Annotated in this window: 13 protein-coding genes and 1 pseudogene; 5 read left to right on the top strand and 9 right to left on the bottom strand. The window is 63.2% G+C overall.

Features of this window, described 5'->3' with window-relative positions; all coding sequences use genetic code 11:
• Positions 1-52 precede the first annotated feature (52 nt).
• Positions 53-1,099 carry an ABC transporter ATP-binding protein gene (locus PVE73_RS18370; protein ID WP_277363624.1) on the top strand — a complete coding sequence of 349 codons (1,047 nt, stop codon included), beginning with the start codon at positions 53-55 and terminating at the stop codon, positions 1,097-1,099.
• A 1-nt stretch (position 1,100) separates the two neighbouring features.
• Here PVE73_RS18370 and PVE73_RS18365 read toward each other — a convergent pair whose 3' ends face one another.
• Entirely contained in the window at positions 1,101-2,753 is a 1,653-nt protein-coding gene (locus tag PVE73_RS18365; RefSeq protein ID WP_277363623.1) for an iron ABC transporter permease, read from the bottom strand.
• A 131-nt stretch (positions 2,754-2,884) separates the two neighbouring features.
• Positions 2,885-3,856 (bottom strand): ABC transporter substrate-binding protein, encoded by a 972-nt coding sequence (locus PVE73_RS18360; protein ID WP_277363622.1) that lies wholly within the window; start codon positions 3,854-3,856, stop codon positions 2,885-2,887.
• Positions 3,857-4,254: 398 nt separating this feature from the next.
• Here PVE73_RS18360 and PVE73_RS18355 point away from each other — a divergent pair, with 398 nt between their 5' ends.
• Positions 4,255-6,102 (top strand): EAL domain-containing protein, encoded by a 1,848-nt coding sequence (locus PVE73_RS18355; RefSeq protein WP_277367504.1) that lies wholly within the window; start codon positions 4,255-4,257, stop codon positions 6,100-6,102.
• 109 nt (positions 6,103-6,211) lie between these two features.
• Here PVE73_RS18355 and PVE73_RS18350 read toward each other — a convergent pair whose 3' ends face one another.
• From PVE73_RS18350 to PVE73_RS18320, 7 genes are read right to left on the bottom strand one after another with little or no spacing between them, the layout of a single operon-like run.
• Positions 6,212-7,540, bottom strand: a complete 1,329-nt coding sequence (locus tag PVE73_RS18350; protein WP_277363621.1) for an ArgE/DapE family deacylase — start codon at positions 7,538-7,540, stop codon at positions 6,212-6,214.
• 2 nt (positions 7,541-7,542) lie between these two features.
• Positions 7,543-8,499 (bottom strand): ABC transporter permease, encoded by a 957-nt coding sequence (locus tag PVE73_RS18345; protein WP_277363620.1) that lies wholly within the window; start codon positions 8,497-8,499, stop codon positions 7,543-7,545.
• Positions 8,496-9,467, bottom strand: a complete 972-nt coding sequence (locus tag PVE73_RS18340) for an ABC transporter permease (RefSeq protein WP_277363619.1) — start codon at positions 9,465-9,467, stop codon at positions 8,496-8,498. The genes PVE73_RS18345 and PVE73_RS18340 overlap by 4 nt, the downstream gene beginning before the upstream one ends.
• Positions 9,468-9,477: 10 nt before the next feature.
• Positions 9,478-10,461, bottom strand: a complete 984-nt coding sequence (locus tag PVE73_RS18335) for an autoinducer 2 ABC transporter substrate-binding protein (protein ID WP_277367503.1) — start codon at positions 10,459-10,461, stop codon at positions 9,478-9,480.
• A 34-nt stretch (positions 10,462-10,495) separates the two neighbouring features.
• Positions 10,496-11,269 carry an ATP-binding cassette domain-containing protein gene (locus PVE73_RS18330; protein WP_277363618.1) on the bottom strand — a complete coding sequence of 258 codons (774 nt, stop codon included), beginning with the start codon at positions 11,267-11,269 and terminating at the stop codon, positions 10,496-10,498.
• Positions 11,270-11,284: 15 nt separating this feature from the next.
• Positions 11,285-12,070, bottom strand: a complete 786-nt coding sequence (locus PVE73_RS18325) for a glutamine amidotransferase (RefSeq protein WP_277363617.1) — start codon at positions 12,068-12,070, stop codon at positions 11,285-11,287.
• Between the two features lie 58 nt (positions 12,071-12,128).
• Positions 12,129-13,100 carry a LacI family DNA-binding transcriptional regulator gene (locus tag PVE73_RS18320; RefSeq protein ID WP_277363616.1) on the bottom strand — a complete coding sequence of 324 codons (972 nt, stop codon included), beginning with the start codon at positions 13,098-13,100 and terminating at the stop codon, positions 12,129-12,131.
• A gap of 412 nt (positions 13,101-13,512) precedes the next feature.
• Between PVE73_RS18320 and PVE73_RS18315 the strand changes: the two genes are divergently transcribed.
• The 3 genes and pseudogenes from PVE73_RS18315 (at position 13,513) to PVE73_RS18305 (ending at position 17,185) form a co-directional block, all read left to right on the top strand.
• Entirely contained in the window at positions 13,513-13,818 is a 306-nt protein-coding gene (locus PVE73_RS18315; protein ID WP_277363615.1) for a PadR family transcriptional regulator, read from the top strand.
• Positions 13,811-15,037, top strand: a complete 1,227-nt coding sequence (gene chrA / locus PVE73_RS18310) for a chromate efflux transporter (RefSeq protein ID WP_277363614.1) — start codon at positions 13,811-13,813, stop codon at positions 15,035-15,037. Before PVE73_RS18315 ends, chrA begins: the two co-directional genes overlap by 8 nt.
• A 224-nt stretch (positions 15,038-15,261) precedes the next feature.
• Positions 15,262-17,185: pseudogene (locus PVE73_RS18305) on the top strand (PhoX family phosphatase).
• The last annotated feature ends 319 nt before the right edge of the window (positions 17,186-17,504 follow it).

Genomic DNA, 17,504 nt, shown 5'->3' with positions numbered 1-17,504 from the left:
TATTCGACGATGCTGCAATCATTCTGTCATGGAGCGGTGGCAGAGAACCGCCATGATCGATATTCGGCTTGAAGAAATGACGCGCCGTTTCGGAAGAACGGTCGCGCTCGACGACATCTCCCTCGATTTCCCGGCGGGCTCGTTCACCTCCCTGCTTGGCCCTTCGGGATGCGGCAAGACAACGCTGCTGCGCCTGGTGGCAGGATTCGAGCCGCCCGATGGGGGGCGCGTGATGTTCGATGGCGAGACGATCGCGGATCCTTCGAGCCAGGTGCCGCCGGAAAGGCGTGGTGTGGGTGTGGTGTTCCAGTCCTATGCGCTATGGCCGCATATGGATGTCGAGGGTAATGTCGCCTATGCGTTGACCGCCAGAGGAGTCGCGAGATCCGAGCGGGGGAGGCGGGTTCGTGACGTGCTGGCGACCGTCGGGCTTGATGGGTACGGGACACGGCGCATCGAAGAGCTTTCGGGAGGTCAGCGACAGCGCGTCGCCCTTGCACGGTGCCTGATCGCGGAATCGAAGATCATCCTGTTCGATGAGCCGCTTGCCAATCTGGACATGCATCTGCGCGCCGCAATGGTGGAGGTGTTTCGCGGCATCCATCGCAGAACGGGCGCGACGATGATCTACGTCACCCACGACCAGGCCGAAGCGCTCGCACTTTCGGATCGCATCGCCGTCATGGATGGCGGGCGCATCCTCCAGATCGCACCGCCGACGGAGATCTACGGTTCCCCGGTGCACGAGAAGGTAGCGGGTTTCGTTGGCCGCAGCACCATTCTCGAAGGTGAGTTGGTGGGGACGTCCGGTGGTCTGGCGATGCTGGAGGTTGCCGGACACCGGTTTGCCGCCCGCACCACCGACACGGCGCGAAGGGGGCGCGCGTGTGTGCTTTTGCGCCCGGAAGGGCTGAAGCTTGCCGCCGAAGGCATGCAGGCGAGGGTGATTTCGTCGATCTATCGAGGGCCTGTCCACGAAGTGCGTCTGCAGATATCCGGATCAGATCACAGTGTGGTCCTCGATTGCGTGGATGCGCCGCCGGTCGGTTGCATGATGCATGTGGCAGTCACCGACGCATGGGTCGTCCCGGCGCCATAGCTCAGCGCCAGGGCAGCACGCCTGACGGCAGTCTGCCCGCGAGCCTGTCGAGCGCCGCGAGAAGAGCGACGACCACCACGACGGTCGCGACCGCTATCGCAGCCGCATGGGTGGCGAGGCCGGCTTCTTCCAGGCTGAAGAGAACGACCCCGAGCGTCTCGTTGCCGCTGGACCACAACAGGGCTGAGACGGTCAGTTCATTGAACGCGCTCATGAACACAAGCAGTGCACCGGCTACTGCCGCGGGCGCCGCCAGCGGGGCGCTGATGGAAAGGATCCGGCGAAGCGGTGACGCGCCGAAGACGGCTGCCGCTTCGTCGAGTTCCGGAGGGATCTGTGCAACTGCGCTCGCAACCGGCTTCATGGCAAGAATCAGGAACCGCATCAGATATGCGATCAGGATGATCCATGCTGTCGCATAAAGACTGCCGATGAGCGGCAGGGGGCGCAGGAAAAGGAGGATGCAGGCGATCGCCAGCACGACACCGGGCAGCGCGTAGGGCAATTCGGCGGTCGCGTGAAGGAGCTTGCGGTTGCGTGTGCTGAAGCGCTCCATCACCATGGCCACGGGTATTGTGCCCAGCGAGAGGATAAGGGCGGCGGCGCCGGCAAGCGAAGCGGAATTCCGGAATGCGCGCATTGTCGAGGCCTGCCGCATCAGCACTTCTTCGAAATTGACGAGCGTGAAGGTCTGGAATGTCAGCGGAACGCCGAAGGCCGGCACGACGGAAGTCGTCACCAGTGCCAACCCCGGCAGCAGGAGTATCGCCGTCAGCATCGCCCAACAGACGGCGGTCAGCGGAACGCGCCAGCGACCGAGCGCAAACCGTGTCGCCTTGCCGGTGGCGTAGCGTGCGCGATGCCCTCGCAAAGCGACACCCTGCATGGCGATGCCCACCAGCGCCAGCATGGCGATCAGCACTGAAAGGCTCGCCATCTGCGGAAGCACGCCCGGGCCGAAGCTCGACATCTGGCGATAGATCAGCGTCGAAAGGGTCAGGTAGTTTACCGGTAAGCCGAGCAGCGCGGGGATGCCGAAATTCCCGATCCCGGACACGAAGGCGAGCGCTCCGGCCGCGGCCAGCCAGGGCCGCATGAGCGGCGCGACAATTGTCAGAAAAGCCCTCGTCGCTCCCGCGCCGGATGCCCGGGCCGCCTCGACCAGATCACCAGGGATGCCGACGAGGCCGGCGCGCAGCGTCACAAAGACGATGGGTGCGTGCTGTATGCCGTAAAGAAGGATGATGCCGCCTCGGCCGAGCATCGGGTTGGGGGTTCCGGGGGGAGGTGCCACACCGAGAAGGTTCAGAAGCGTGCTTGAAGGGCCGGTCAGGTGCAGCCACGAAAGTGCCATGACCTGTGGCGCGATGATGAGCGGCAGCAGGAGCAGGAAACCCAATGTCTTTCGCGACGGCAGATCGGTAAGTGCGACGGCGACGGCGAATGGTGCGCCGATCGCGACGGCGAGCACGGCTCCCAGGAATGCAGTGTCGAGCGTGTTCCAGGCCGCCCGGAGCGTGGAGGGTTTCCCCAGCCTGTCCAGGAAGGTGGTGAGATCCAGCTCGCCGCCGGGTGCGATGGCCGCGAGAAGCAGCCTTCCGGTCGGCAGCAGGCTCAACAGCGCGATCACCGCGATCACCACCAGACCTGCCAAGCCTGGCCCTGCGGTTCTCCACGAGCGTGTGCCCCGCAACCTGCTCAAAGGCTGGAATGCGGGGCGCCCTGGAAGAGAGTCGGGAAGCGAAGACATTCACAATGCCGGCGGCGGTGGACCGCCGAGGCTTCCTACTGGCCCATCACGTCGGTGAAGCGTTCCTTGTTGGCCATGTCGTCCTTGAGGGCAGCCTCGGCATCGTAATCAAGCACTTTGATCGCCGAGCGATCCGGGTAGCCTTCCGGCAGGCCCGCATCGGCGCGCGCCGGAATATAACCCTGCCCCACGGCGAGCTTCTGCCCTTCCTCGGAGAGGAGAAAGTTCACGAAGGCCTTGGCGGCTTCCGGATTCTTGGCGGTGGAGAGGATCGCGACCGGCTCGGTGACGGCTGAGACGCCTTCCTTCGGGAACACGAACTCGACAGGGGCCCCCTTTGCCTTTTCGCGGATCGGCATGAAGTCCACGATCATGCCGTAGAGTTTCTCGCCCCCGCTGACCGCCTTCAGCACGTCGCCATTGCCGCCGGACGCCTGAGCACCGTTTTCGGCGAGCGCGGCGTAGTAGTCCCAGCCCTCCTCGAGATTGCTGGTCAGCGTCACGGTATGGATCATCGCGGCGCCCGACGTCAGCGGGCTGGGCATCGCCAGCAGACCCTTCGTCTCCGGCTTGGTCAGGTCGAGCCAACTCGTCGGCACAAGCGGAGCATTGGTGTGGTAGACGATCCCGGTCGTGATCAGCTTGGTCGGGAAGTAGGTCCTGTCCGTGTCGACCAGAGTCTCGTCGATACCCTCGATTTCGGCTTCCGGAAAAGGAAGCAGCCGGCCTTCGGCCTTGAGACCCTCCATTGTGACGATGTCTGCGATCAGGAGCACATCGGGTTGCGGATCTCCCGCTTCGATCTCCGCGGCGAGCTTGGCCATGATGCGTGGCGTGCCGTCACGCACCCACTCCACCGTCACGCCGGGATATTTCGTCATGAAGGCGTCGGCGGTCTGCTGTGCGTCGGTGTTGGGCTGGCTGGTGTAGAGAACGAGCGTTCCGTCCAGCGCGAAGGCCGGCGTCATGCCTGCCGCAACGAGCAGGGCGGTGAGAAGAGCGCGCATTGTGAAACCTCTTGGTAGTTGTGTGACGGCTATCAGCCGCGCTGAATGCGGCGAAGAGGGCTTCCTAGTCTGCTCTCGTAACGGCCGCATGACAGTGTTCCGAGAACCGCGGGGAGAGGATCGTCCACCGCAAGAACGCGCGACAGCCACAGCAGCCGGCCCGGCGATGCGGCATTGAATGCGGATTGGGCGCTCGCCACGACGAGATGATTGCGCTCCCCCTCGGCCAGAAGAGTTGATACACCGCAGAAGTCGTTAACCGGTCATTCAGCGCGCCTGCTTCAGTTTGCGCTAAATGCGAAGCAAGCTGGTCATCAATGATTGCCCGGAAAGACTCTCTCGAAGCCAGGATCCTCCATGATCAGTTTGCTGATCTGAGGAGCGGTCTCTTCGTGTCGATGCCGATAAGCGTCGCATTGTCGAGCCTGATCCTGATTGTGCAGGTTCTTTCCGGCGACACGTTTTCCGCTGCAATCTGGTTTTTGGTCGTGAATGGCATAAACGGCGCGCGGATCGTGCTCGCGCTGTCTCGGCCGGAGGAGGGGAACGCAAATTTCGAAGGCGGCCTGAAGTCGGTTTCACGGCGGCTTCGCCTGTACAGCATCCTCGCACTTCTGTCCGGGTTTGCCTGGTCGTTTCTCGCCGTCCTGACAAACGGCTATGCGATGCCGCAGTCGTCGCTCCACCTCATCATCCTCGCCGGAATTTCGGCCGGCGCTGTCACCTATGGCAATTCCTATGCCAAGCTGTCGATCAACTTCATTACGCCGCCACTCCTGATCCTTGCAGGTTGCCTGTTGGCCAGGGGAAGTTTCGAGAACTACATTCTGACCTTTGCGGTGCTCCTCTTTCTGGGAGGTCTGGTTCGCGGCTCGCTTATCGGGCAAGCCCGTTTTCGCGAGGCGAGTCGTCTCAAGCACGAGGCGGAGCAAGCCGCGATGGAAATGGAACGGATTTCCAGGGAGGATCACCTTACCGGTCTCCTCAACCGGCGGGGTCTCGAACATGCCATCGAGCGGCTTCAGAAGACCGACGGCCCCTTTGTCGCCATGTTGATCGACCTGGATGGCTTCAAGTCCGTGAATGATACTTATGGCCATAAGGTCGGAGATGAACTGCTCGTCAGCATTGCTTATCGAATAAAGGGGAAGGCACCCGCCAAAGCGACATTGGCGCGTATCGGCGGCGACGAGTTCGTGCTTCTGTTTTCGTTGGGGGCACAATCGGTTTCTCCCGCTGCTCTTGCCTCCGCGATCATATCGAGCATCGCCGAACCCTATCCCGGTGCTGGCTCGGTCCAGATTGGCGCATCCATGGGCATCTACCAGTCTGCCCAGCCGGAACTGACGCGGATGCTGTCGCGAGCCGATGTTGCCCTCTATGCGGCCAAACGGCGGGGAAGGAACGAGTATTGTTTCTTCGACAGTCATCTTGAGCGCGAACTCGAGCGCCGGCAATCCATCGAACGTGATCTGCGGTCCGCGATAGAGGCGGGAGACCTCCGCCCCTGGTTCCAGCCCATCATAAATATCGAGACCGAAATCGTGATCGGTTTCGAAGCTTTGCTGAGGTGGTCGCATCCGGTGCACGGTGCCATCTCTCCACCTGAGATCGTGGCGGCAGCACGCGAGACCGGAACTCTGCATCTGCTCACCGAGACCGTCTTTGCGGGCTGTTGCGCTCTCATCGATGGTTTGGCGGCTTCTGGCCGTCGTGAAATTCGTGTCGCCATGAATGTATCCCCACGCGAACTGGACGCAGGCCATATCGATGACATGATACTGGATGGCCTGAAGGCGAGGGGCCTCCCTGCGGCGATGTTCGAGATTGAGATCACTGAAGAGGCCCCGGTAGACAGGGAAAGGGCGGACGAGAAGCTGGGGCGCCTCTCACACGCTGGTATTTCAATCGCGCTCGACGACTTCGGTACCGGCTTCTCCACCTTGGCGTCGCTCAAGGACCGACGGATAAGCAAGGTCAAAATCGACAAGGAATTCGTTTGTGGCCTGGCTGAATCCCGGGAGGATCAACTCTTGGTCAAGGCGGTGATCGACGTTGGAAGAGCACTTGGGATAGACGTTGTCGCCGAGGGCGTGGAGAGAAAGGCCGACCAACAGTTGCTGCGGGCGCTCGGCTGCAAGACGGCGCAGGGCTTCCTGTTTTCCAAAGCGATACCTGCGGAACAGGCGGTCGGCTTTGCAACGATACGCGACTGCTCAGAGCCGCTGTTGCTGTCCCGGGGTTGATGAGGCTGGGGTATGCCCGCCAGCCGGTAGAAGGCTCAAACCCGCAGCGCCACGGCTTCCGGATCCAAACCGAACGCGACGTTGCCCGTCGAGAATGCCTGCCACTGGCTCATGATGCTTTGGGTTCCGTGCTCCACTTGCAGATCGCCAAAGCGATGGCCTTGGTGCAGGCCACGAGGTCTTCGACCGACACACGCTCGTTCGGCTGATGCGCCTGGGTCGGATCGCCTGGCCCAAAGTTGACCGTCGGCGTCTGGCCGAGTGTCGTGGGAAGGCCGATATCGCTGTGGGCGCCGAACCCGGACAGTTTTGGCGAAAGGGAGACATCGGCAACCGCCTGCTGGAAGGTCTCGACAAAGGGATGGTCGGCGGAAACCTCCGCGCAGTCGGCATCGAGAATCCATTCGACCCGAGCCGGGTGCTCGCGCAGATAGGGATCGGCCTGGCAGACGAACGCGACGTGCTCCTCCACCTCCCGCTTGACGTTGCCGCCAAGGCCGAGTGCATCCTTTTCGCTCGGCAGATACTGCACGTCGATGATGATCTCGGCGCGGCCGGCCATGGATGAAGGGTGCTCGCCGGCATTGACCTGGGTGACGATGATCTGGTTCGGAAGGTCCATCAGCGGGTGGTTCTTCCTGGGATCGAACTGCCAGCGTCGGTTGAGGATGTCTATGCCGCCGAGCATCTGTCGGCACAGTTGAACCGCATCGACCGGTCCGCTGGAATACCATGCATTGGGCGTGAGCTCGGCATGTCCGCCGATGCCGTCGATGATGATCCTGCCCCAGAGGATGCCGTGGCAGAGTGGCGCGATGCGGTTCGCGGTCGGTTCCGTCATGATGCCGGCATCGGCCTTGAAGCCGCGATCGACCATGGCGAGCGAACCCATGCCGCCGATCTCCTCGTCGACGACGGTCGTGAAGACCACGTCGCCGGCAAGCTCCACGCCCATTTCCCCGAGCAGTTCCACGGCCATCAGCATCGAGGCCACACCGCCTTTCATGTCCACGGCGCCGCGCCCGCGCACGAAGCCGTCGATCACTTCCGGCCTGAACGGATCGGTGCGCCAATGCTCCCGAGGGCCGGGGGGTACGACATCGATATGACCCGTGAGCATGATCGAGCGCCCGCCGCCGGTACCGCGCAGAATGCCGCCGAGATTGGGGCGACCCTCGAACGTCCTGCCCTTGTTGGCGCCGGGGCGGCCGGCATATTTCTCGTAGAGGGCGGGGCCGTCGGGTTCCCACAGGTCGGTTTCCATGCCGATCTTCTTCAAGCGCTTTTCCAGATAGAGCTGGCAGTCTCGTTCGCCGGGACCGGCCTTGGTCGGATCGCTCATGACGATCGACGGGAAGGAAATGAGGTCACAGAGCGTTTCGACAATCCGCTGCGCATTGTCTTCGACATAGCGGGCAATCTTCTGAGCGTCAGGCATTTCTACCCCCGGGTTTGAGACAAGCGGTCGGCGAGCAGGACCAGGATGAGGAGCAGACCCACGACGCCGACCTGCAGCACCGTGTTGAAGCCCATCTGCAGCATGGCGGTCTTGAGTGTGACCAGAAGGACCACCGCGGCGAAAACGCCGAACACATGGCCCCTTCCGCCGAAGATGGCGACGCCGCCGAGCATTGCGGCTGTCAGCGACTCCAGTTCGAGATTGACGCCGACATTGGGCCGGGCACTGCCGAGCCAAGCCAGAGAGATGAGTGCGGCAAGCCCACTGAGCATGCCGCCCAGCGTGTAGAGCAGCACGCGGACGCGATCGACCGGAATCCCGACGAGGCGTGCGGAGCGCTCGTTGAACCCCATGGCGTATATCCAGCGGCCCCACGAGGTGAAGGACAAGACCAGGAATGCCAGGAGGAAGCCGGGCAGCACGAGCGTCAGGAAAGGCCATGGGACTGGTCCCAGGGAGCCGCGCCCCCAGGGCAGGGACCATGCGGGCACTCCGGGAATGGCGGCGCCGCCGGTGAGCGCCAGCGCGACGCCGGAATAGACGTAAAAAGTACCCAGCGTCACGATCAGTGGGTAGAAGCCGAGTCGCGTGACCAGGATGCCGTTGGCAAGGCCCAGCGCACCGCCGATTGCCACGCACAGCGCCGGCATCCAGGCACCGTCGAGGCCACCAGCGATCGCCATCATCGTCAGAACGGCGGACAGCGACACGTTGCCGCCGACCGAAAGGTCGATGCCTGCGCCGCCGGCCAGGATGATGAGGGACTGGCCGAGCGACACCAGCGCCAGGATGGACGCGAATTGAAGGATGCTGGTGAAGGTATGGGAATTCAGAATCTGCGGCTGAAGGAGTGCGATCGCCGCAAGCAGCACCACCCACAGGAGGGCGAGGACGACCAGCACGGGCTGGGCGCGCCAGGTTGTGAGGAACACGCTCATGCGGGCCTCCGTCCGGGGACCGGGAGGCTCAGCCGCCCGGAAAAGGCATCGAGGCACAGGACCGCGAGGAGCAGCCCGCCGGTCACCACGGTCTGCCAAAGCGACGGGACGCCGACGAGAAGGAGCCCGTTCTGGAGAATGCGGATGAGGAGGACGCCGAGGACCGTGCCGACAAGGCTGCAGCGGCCGCCCAGGATGCTCGTTCCTCCGAGCACCACTGCAGCGATGGCCTCAAGCGCCAGAGTGCTTCCGATCGTCATTTCCACATTGCGATAGGTTGCGACATAGAAAGTGGCCGCAAGCCCGCAGAGGGCTCCGCTGATCACGAAGGCGGAGAATTGGACTTTTCTGACCGATATGCCGGAGAGTCGCGCCTTGGCTTCAGAGTTTCCGATCGCCAGGAGGTGCGGTCCGAAAGGCGTGCGCCGCAGCGCAAACCAGGTGGCCAGATAGGCTGCCGCTATGATCCACGCGGTCAGCGGAACACCAAGGATGTGGGTGGATACCAGCGCGGTGAGGTCCGTCGGCAGGCCGGAGAGCCATTGTCCGCCGAGCCAGAGAAAAATCGCTGTCCGGAAGACGCCGAACAGGCCGAGGGTCGCGACGATGGGCGGTATGCGGCCAAGCACGACCACGGAAGCGGTGATGATGCCGAGGGCTGCTCCGGTCAAAGGACCCGCAAGTGCGGCCGCCGCCGTCGGGCCATTGCCCGCGAGCACCTGGCCGACGGCGATGGCGGCGAGCCCCATGGCCACCCCGACAGACACGTCGATGCCACCCATCGCCAGCAGAAGTGTCATGCCGAGCCCGATCAGCAGGAGTTCCACGCTGTTGCGCAGGATCGTGGACAGGTTGGCAACCGTTCCGAAGTGAGGCGAAACGAGCCAGAAGATCAGGATGGCCGCCAAACATGCAGCCGCGAGGGTGACTTCGCGGCTGCTGAGCGCGGGCATGCTGCGCAGGTTCATCTCAGGCGCTTCAGAAGTCGAAATTGTCGACGTTCTCCGCCGTGAAGACGGCCGGAGCGCCCAGGAGGAGAACGCCCGTCTCGGCGTCGTAGGTAACCGGCTCGTCAAAGCCAGGAACCGTATTCTCCGCCTCGAAGCCCTTTCCGTCGATGAGCTGCTTGCCCGCCCAGACCGTGAGATAGCCGAGCTGTGCGGGATCCCACAGGACGGAGAAGCCGAAAGCACCGCTCTTGATGTAGGAGCGGGCGGTGTTCGGGCTGCAATAGCCGGTACCCACGACCTCGCCGATCTTGTTGGAGGTCTCGATGGCCTGCGCAACGCCGGGGCAGGTGGTGGAGGCGACGGCGACGATGCCCTTCAGGTCCGGGTTGGAGGCCATCATGTCCGTCGCGATCTGAGCCGCACGCTGGGCGGTGCCGCCGGCGAATTGCGGCTCGAGCAGCGTCACGTTCGGGTAGCGCTCGGCCACCCGTTCCTGCATGAAGCCGATCCAGGCATTGAGGTTGGAAGCCGTCGCCTCGCCGGATACGATGCCGATCTTCGCGTCCTCGTCGACGCGCGACACGAGCTCGTCGATGATCGTATAGCCGAGACCCTGGTCGGTCGCTTGTGCCACGTAGACGGCGCGTCCGCTGTCGGGCGCATCGCTGTCGCTGGTGTAGATATGGATGTTCTGCTGCCGCGCCTGCTCAACGACCGGCGCGATGCTCGATGCATCCAGCACGCTGACGGAGATCGCCTCCACGCCCTGCGCGATCAGGTTTTGAACGATTTGCAACTGGTCGATCGGGTTGGTGTCGACGGGGCCGGAATAGATGAACTCGACGCCGAGTTCTTCGGCAGCCCGGTTGCCGCCTTCTTCCATGGCATTGAAGTAGGGGATGCCCACGAGCTGCGGTACGAAGGCGACGCGCGGCTTGTCCTGGGCGAGGGCGCCGGTCGAAAGAACGGCAAGGGCGGAGGCCGAGACCAGTATTTTCAGGAACTTCAACATCACTGCGGTTACTCCTCTGAGGTTTGACGCACGCTTATTGATTGGCTTGTTCGAGCGCCCGTACGTCAGGATGCGCGCCCGTTATGAAGGAGACGATCTCCTCGGGATTCGTCGCCGCGCGCTCGCGCTCGGCGATCTTCCGGCCACGCCTGAAGACGACCATCCGGTCGGCGACCTCGAAGACATCGGAGATATTGTGGCTGATGAGCACGACCGCGCATCCGCGCTCGGCGAGCCGCCGCGTGAGCGCGAGTACCTTGCGGGTCTCGGCCACGGCGAGCGCGGCCGTCGGCTCGTCCATGATGACGAGCTTGGCATTGAGATTGAGCGCCCGACAGATCGCCACGGCCTGCCTTTGGCCGCCGGAGAGCGACCCGACGGGCGCGGTCGGGTCGGAAATATGCGCGTCGAGTTCCTCGAGCAGTTCGGCGACGCGTTCGCGCATGGCGCGGCGGCGCAGCATCGGAAGGCCGACAACGCGGTGGGTCAGCTCACGCCCGAGAAACACGTTCTCTGAGATGGAGAGGTTTTCCGAAAGCGCAAGCTCCTGGAAGATCGTGGCGATACCTGCTTCCGCCGCATCCTTGGGGGAGGAGAAGGAGACGAGCCGCCCTTCCATGCGCAGTTCTCCCTCCGTCTGCGTGTGGGCGCCGGCAAGGATCTTGATGAAGGTCGATTTTCCCGCTCCGTTGTCACCGAGGAGGGCGAGGACCTCACCGGCCCTGATGTCGAGATCGACACTCTGCAGAGCCGTGAGCGCCCCGAAACGCTTGGTGATGTCGCGCGCGGTGAGGAGGGGAGCAGGCAAGGGCTTCTCCTTCGATCAGCGGGTGCCGCTCTCGGAGGAAGCCGTCAGCCAGGACAGGCAGTTCCTCCAGAAGATGCCGTAGCCGGCCCAGTTTCTGAAATCCTCCGGCAGCCAGTGGTGGCCAATATCGGACATCCAGGCGAGCGTTCGCCCCTTGCCGAACCGGCCGGTGACGAGCAGCGGGTGTCCGCCTTCTTCATCGGGCAGGGTCGCCAGGACCTCGACACCGTCCGACTGCTTCACCACCACTTCATTGGCGCCCAGCAGAAGCGGCCATTCACCCTCGAGCCCGGCCAGGATCGGGTGATCCGCCTTCAGGATTTTCGCGCGATAGCCTTCAGGAACCTCGAGGCGGTCGTCATAGGGAAGGCATTCCACCGGCAGGGCCTCTTCTACCGGTGTCCTGCGCCAGCGCGCTTTCCCGTCGATGCCCTGGAAGCTGAGATAGCCGCCGATCATCATGAGACCGCCGCCATTGCGCGTCCATTCGCGGATCAGCTTCAGCCTGTTGGGAACCGGCTTGCCGTGGAGCCAGACATCGGGGTGCAGGAGCAGCGAATTGGCCCCGATGTCGGAGATCATGATCGCATCAAAGGCGTCGAGGCTGCTCATCTCGAAGGGCAGCTTTTCGGCTGCGTCGTGGCTTGGCATGTAAGTCAGCTCGAACTCAGTGCCTTCGAGCGATTTCACGAGATCCTCGGCGCCCAGATGGAAGGTCACGCTGCCGAACTGGTCGAACCCCTTGTAGTGCGTGGCTGACGTCATCCAGCTCTCGCCGAGCAGCAGCACCTTCTTTGTCATTTCGAAACTCCTCTTCACCTGTTCGGCCGGACTTGGGGACCGGCCTGATACTTCACATTCACGCCCTGCGCGGCGCCGCAACCGAGGCCCGTTCGACCAGCCGCACGGGCAGACGTTCGGTCGCGATCTCGACGCTTTCTCCTGTGATCGCGGCTGCCAAACGCTCGAAGGCCTTTCGCCCGATCTCGGCCGTGGGTTGCCTGATCGCGGTGACGGGCGGGTCCAGAAGATGGAGCAGGCCCACATCGTCGAAGGTCACCAGCGACAAGTCGCACGCAACGCGCAGCCCGTGCTCCCGCAAGACCTCGAGAACGCCGAGCGTGATCTCGTCGCTGCCGGCGAAGACCGCGGTCACATCGCGGTGATGCGCGATGATCTCTGCCATGGCTGCGCGGCCGTGCTCTCGCGTATAGTCGTGCTCCAGGCAGCAGACGAGGCGCGCATCGCTGGAGGCGGAAATCGCGTTCGACAGCCCTTGTCGCCTCTCGACCGTGCTCATGAGCTTCGGAGGGCCGCCGATATAGGCGATCGCCCTGTGGCCGGCAGCGAGAATGTGGCTGCCCGCGAGAAAGCCACCTTGCTCATTGTCGGAGAAAACTTTCGCCACTCTGGCGCCTGGTACATCCTCATCGACCAGAACGATGTTGCTGTCGGCCGTGTTGATCGCTTCGGCAAGCGTTCCATCGTCGGCATGGTTGGTGGCAAGCAGGAGCCCGTCGAAGAAGCGGCGCCGGAGCCGTTCGATGAAATCCAGTTCCCTTGCCGTCTTGTTCGCGGTGGAACATAGAAGCAGGCTCAGGTTCTGCTCCTCGGCACAACGGTCCACTGCTGAGGCAAGCTGCGAGAAGAACGCGTTCTGGATGTCCGGAATCGCAAGGGCGAGCATGTCTGTTCGCCCTCGGCTCAAGCTGCGCGCATAGGGATTGGGCCGGTATCCAAGCTCCGCGATTGCCGAGCGGATGCGTTCGGCCGTGGCAGGCGGCAATTCGATCCCGCCGTTGAGAAACCGGGAAACGGTCGCCGGCGCCAAGCCTGCGGCCTTGGCGACATCGCCTAGCTTGGGTGTTTTTCTCGTTACGCCCATATCAACAGGCTGACATACTAAAGCGCTTTAGTAAAGCGATTTAGTATAAGGATGAGACTCAAAAATAGTCAATCTCGTGTTGCGGGGTTTGCCAGGCTGCGGCCTTTCGCGATCGGGCATCGGCCATCCTGCCGAACTCTTCCGTCGCTCAGCAGGAGCGGCAAGTGCGGGGGCGTGGCTGGACTGAAGAGATGAAGCCGAGATGAGGCGTGTGTCACTCTACGGCGGCTTCGGCATCCTCGACTTATAGCGCACATTGACCGTGTCTTCCGACATCTCTTCCTCCGACATTGCATTCGACCGGAAGATTGGCTAGCGGAATTCGTTATCGATTTTCGTTTATAGAATGCAAGACGCGATGGAACACCGTGACCTGCTGTCGGGACTGGTGAGGCTGCATGTCCTCCACCATGCGGCCGAACACGAAATCTACGGCCAATGGATGATCGAGGAACTGGCCAGCCACGGCTACCGGCTGTCGCCGGGCACCCTCTATCCCATGCTGCACAAGATGCAGCGCGACGGCTATCTCACCTGCCGCGAAGAGCGGCGCGGCCGTTCAGTACGCAAGCTCTACCGCATCACTGATCTGGGACGCGAGGGCCTTGAATTGGCGAAGGCGCGGGTTCGGGAGTTCACGGGCGAGGCAATGACCAATGGATGAGACGAGGGTGGAGGCACCTGCACGCACGAAGAATCAGAGGGGTAGTCCCGGCGAGGTCTTTGCCGCCTTCCTGAAGCTGGGGCTGACCTCCTTCGGGGGCCCGATCGCGCATCTCGGTTACTTCCGCGACGAACTGGTCGTTCGTCGGCGTTGGATCGATGAGAAGGGATACGCCGATCTCGTCGCCCTGTGCCAGTTTCTGCCCGGCCCGGCATCCAGCCAGGTCGGTTTTGCGCTCGGGCTTCTGCGCGGCGGCCCGTTGGGCGCCGCGGCCGCATGGACAGCCTTCACGCTGCCCTCGGCCATCCTGCTGGTGCTTTTCGCGCTAGGTGCGGCTGCCTTTGGCGGGCCGGTCGGCTCCGGCATCATCCATGGCCTGAAGGTGGTCGCCGTCGCCATAGTCGCCCAGGCTGTCTGGGGCATGGCCAGAACCCTGTGCCCGGATCGGGCGCGCGCCAGCATCGCGCTCGCCGCCGTGCTCATCATCGTCGTCGTCTCGGGCTCGATCGGTCAGATCACCGCGATCGTGGCCGGCGGTTTGGCGGGGCTATGGCTGTGCCGGTCCAAAGCCGAGGCGATTTCCGGGCACATGACCTTCCCGGTCTCGCATGCGGTGGGGACGATTGCGCTCGTTCTGTTCTTCGCCCTGCTTTTCGGACTACCCGCGCTCGTCGCCGCCACGGATGCGCAGGGGATGGCCGTCTTCGATTCCTTCTACAGAGCCGGATCACTCGTATTCGGTGGAGGGCATGTCGTCTTGCCGCTGCTCGAGACGGAGACTGTTCGAACGGGTTGGGTCTCTGCGGATCAGTTCCTTGCAGGTTATGGTGCCGCGCAGGCCGTACCGGGCCCGCTCTTCACCTTCGCGGCCTACCTCGGCACGGTGCTCGGCCCGGAACCCAACGGGCTTGTGGGCGCGGCGATCGCCCTTGTCGCCATCTTCCTCCCTGGCTTCCTGCTGCTGATCGGTGTCATCCCGTACTGGGATGCCTTCCGTTCGCGCCCGACCGCGCAGGCGCTCATGCGCGGCGCAAACGCGGCCGTCGTCGGTATCCTTGGGGCGGCGCTCTATCAGCCCGTCTGGACCGGCGCGATTCTCGGGCCATATGAGTTTGCGCTGGCACTGACCTGCTTTGTGCTTCTGATGGCATGGAAGGCTCCGCCATGGATCGTGGTCATCGTCGCCGCGACCGGCGGCGTGCTGATCGGGCTTGCCTGAGGTTGAAGCATGGTGGATATCTGCTCCTCCCGATGCCTGGCATGCGCTTCCCGCCGGAGATCAAGGCCGGTCAACCTTGTTGGGAGCCGTTATCGACGATCGATGGCGTAGGCATGGCGCGCTTGATCGCATTATGTCACCAAACCGTTAAACGGCCCGGCTACATGGGGGCAATGGTTTGGCGCATGCCAGACGAAACCCAGCAATATAGCCAGGAGAAAGCGATGACAGAGATCGACCCCGCCACCTTGTCCGCCGATGAGTGGGACGAGCTGAAATTCCCGCGCTCCAAGGAACAGGAGTTCGACCGCGTTGTCGAACGCGCGATTTCTCGCCGTGGGTTTCCTGGGCGGCGTGCTTGCCTTCGGGTCCGGTGCGGCCGTGATGGGAATGGGCCTGCTGGACTCCACCTCCGCGCTGGCTCAACAGACCAGCCGTTTTGCCTTCAAGCCGATCCCCACTTTCACGGACCACACCGTGCATGTGCCCGAGGGCTATTCCTGGAGCAGGCTTGTGAGCTGGGGCGACCCTCTCTTCGCCGAGGCCGAAGGCGATTTCAACAACGAGACCGGCGGCAGCGTCGAGATGGCCGACAAGGTGTTCGGCGAGAACACCGACGGCATGGAACTGTTCGTGGTCGACGGCAACCGCCAGGTGATCGCCGTCAACCATGAATACGTCAACAGCAAGATCAACCTGCCGCAGACCGAAGACGGCGTGCCCACCAGCGCCGATGAGGTGCGCAAGCTCCAGAACCTTCAGGGCGTGGCCGTAATGGAAGTGCGCGAGGGGGAGAATGGCTGGGAAGTCGTCAAGGACAGCCCCTTCAACCGCCGCATCACCCACAACACGCCGATGCGCATTTCCGGCCCCGCCGCCGGGCACGATCTGATGAAGACCGAGGCCGACCCAAGCGGGACCGAGAGCCTGGGCACGTTCAACAATTGCGGCGCCGGCAAGACGCCATGGGGCACCTATCTGACGTGCGAGGAGAACTTCAACGGCTATTTCGGCGCCACCGGCGAGATGCCGACGGACGAGAAGGTCGCCGCGGGCTACAAGCGCTATGGCATCAGCGATGAAGGGCAATACGCCTACGAGAGGTTCGACGAGCGCTTCGATGTCAGCAAGAATCCGAACGAGCCGCACCGCGCCGGCTGGATCGTGGAGATCGACCCTGCGGATCCGTCCTCGACACCGGTGAAGCGCACCGCGCTCGGCCGCTTCAAGCACGAGAACGCCGCCTGCACCCTGGCGCCCGATGGCCGTGTGGTCGTTTATATGGGCGACGACGAGCGAGGCGAGTTCCTCTACAAGTGGGTGTCGCGCGACGTCTATGTGCCGGGCGGCGACACCTCGACCCTGCTCGACGAGGGCACGCTCTACGTCGCCAAGTTTAATGAGGACCAGACCGGCTCCTGGCTCGCGCTCACGCCTGAAGCGACCGGCATGTCTGCGGCCGAGATCTCGATCTTCACCCGCACGGCGGCATCGAATGTGGGCGCCACGACGATGGACCGCCCCGAGTGGGTGGCCGTGAACCCGATGGCGACCGAGGCCTATTGCTGCCTCACCAACAACAGCCGCCGCGGCGCGAAGAGCGACGACGGCTCGATCCGCACCAATGCGGGCGGAGACGCCATGACGGTCAACGCGGTGAACCCGCGCGAGACCAACGAATACGGCCAGATCGTCCGCTGGCGGCCGGGTGGCAACAACCACGCCTCGTCGATCTTCGAATGGGACCTCTACGTCATGGCCGGCAATCCCTCCGTCCACAGCGAGGGCCCCTATGCAGGAAGCCCGAACATCAACACCGGCAACATGTTCAACTCGCCCGACGGCATGGTGATGGATACGACCGGTCTGCTCTGGATCCAGACGGATGGCGACGACAGCAACGAGGGTGACTTTGCCGGCCAGGGCAATAACCAGATGCTCGTTGGCGATCCCGTGACCGGCGAGATCCAGCGCTTCCTCACTGGCCCTTACGGTAGCGAGGTGACGGGGCTCTGCTGGTCGGCCGACCGCCGCACTTTGTTCGTCGGCATCCAGCACCCGGATGCACCCTTTCCGGACGGTGAGGGCAAGCTGCCACGCTCTTCGATCATCGCGATCAAGCGTGATGACAATGCCCTTCTGGGCTAAGAAGGACGCGGATCGCTCCGATTGGACGTACCGTATCTTGCACAGGCGCAAGGTCGCCGATGCGCCGAGTTCGGTCGTTCATCGGTCGTTCAAGTCCAAGGAATACAGCGCCGTCCCATAGACGGACAAGCGGCCGCCGCACCATCGGGCAGCGGCCGTCACTTGTATGCTTCCGTCGCAGCGCCGCCCGCGCCGGACCGCTCGCACGCTCCACTGGCACTCGTAACAAACCCCGGTCGCCTCGTCGATCTGGCGGATGACCGCCAATCGGCTGGAAACCGAGGCCGGGCCGTCGCGGGCCCATATCAGTTCTGTGTAG

The sequence above is a fragment of the Chelativorans sp. AA-79 genome, from assembly GCF_029457495.1.
Classification (GTDB): Bacteria; Pseudomonadota; Alphaproteobacteria; order Rhizobiales; family Rhizobiaceae; genus Chelativorans.
Note: the sequence above shows the minus strand (reverse complement) of the source record. Positions and strands in the feature narration are given on the sequence as shown.

Bases quoted from the DNA above. Each gene is read 5' to 3' on its own strand.
- PVE73_RS18345 (WP_277363620.1), bottom strand. From the start codon at position 8,499: ATGAGCGTGTTCCTCACAACCTGGCGCGCCCAGCCCGTGCTGGTCGTC.
- PVE73_RS18350 (WP_277363621.1), bottom strand. From the start codon at position 7,540: ATGCCTGACGCTCAGAAGATTGCCCGCTATGTCGAAGACAATGCGCAG.
- PVE73_RS18355 (WP_277367504.1), top strand. From the start codon at position 4,255: ATGCCGATAAGCGTCGCATTGTCGAGCCTGATCCTGATTGTGCAGGTT.
- chrA (WP_277363614.1), top strand. From the start codon at position 13,811: ATGGATGAGACGAGGGTGGAGGCACCTGCACGCACGAAGAATCAGAGG.
- PVE73_RS18370 (WP_277363624.1), top strand. From the start codon at position 53: ATGATCGATATTCGGCTTGAAGAAATGACGCGCCGTTTCGGAAGAACG.
- PVE73_RS18360 (WP_277363622.1), bottom strand. From the start codon at position 3,856: ATGCGCGCTCTTCTCACCGCCCTGCTCGTTGCGGCAGGCATGACGCCG.
- PVE73_RS18340 (WP_277363619.1), bottom strand. From the start codon at position 9,467: ATGAACCTGCGCAGCATGCCCGCGCTCAGCAGCCGCGAAGTCACCCTC.
- PVE73_RS18325 (WP_277363617.1), bottom strand. From the start codon at position 12,070: ATGACAAAGAAGGTGCTGCTGCTCGGCGAGAGCTGGATGACGTCAGCC.
- PVE73_RS18335 (WP_277367503.1), bottom strand. From the start codon at position 10,461: ATGTTGAAGTTCCTGAAAATACTGGTCTCGGCCTCCGCCCTTGCCGTT.
- PVE73_RS18315 (WP_277363615.1), top strand. From the start codon at position 13,513: ATGGAACACCGTGACCTGCTGTCGGGACTGGTGAGGCTGCATGTCCTC.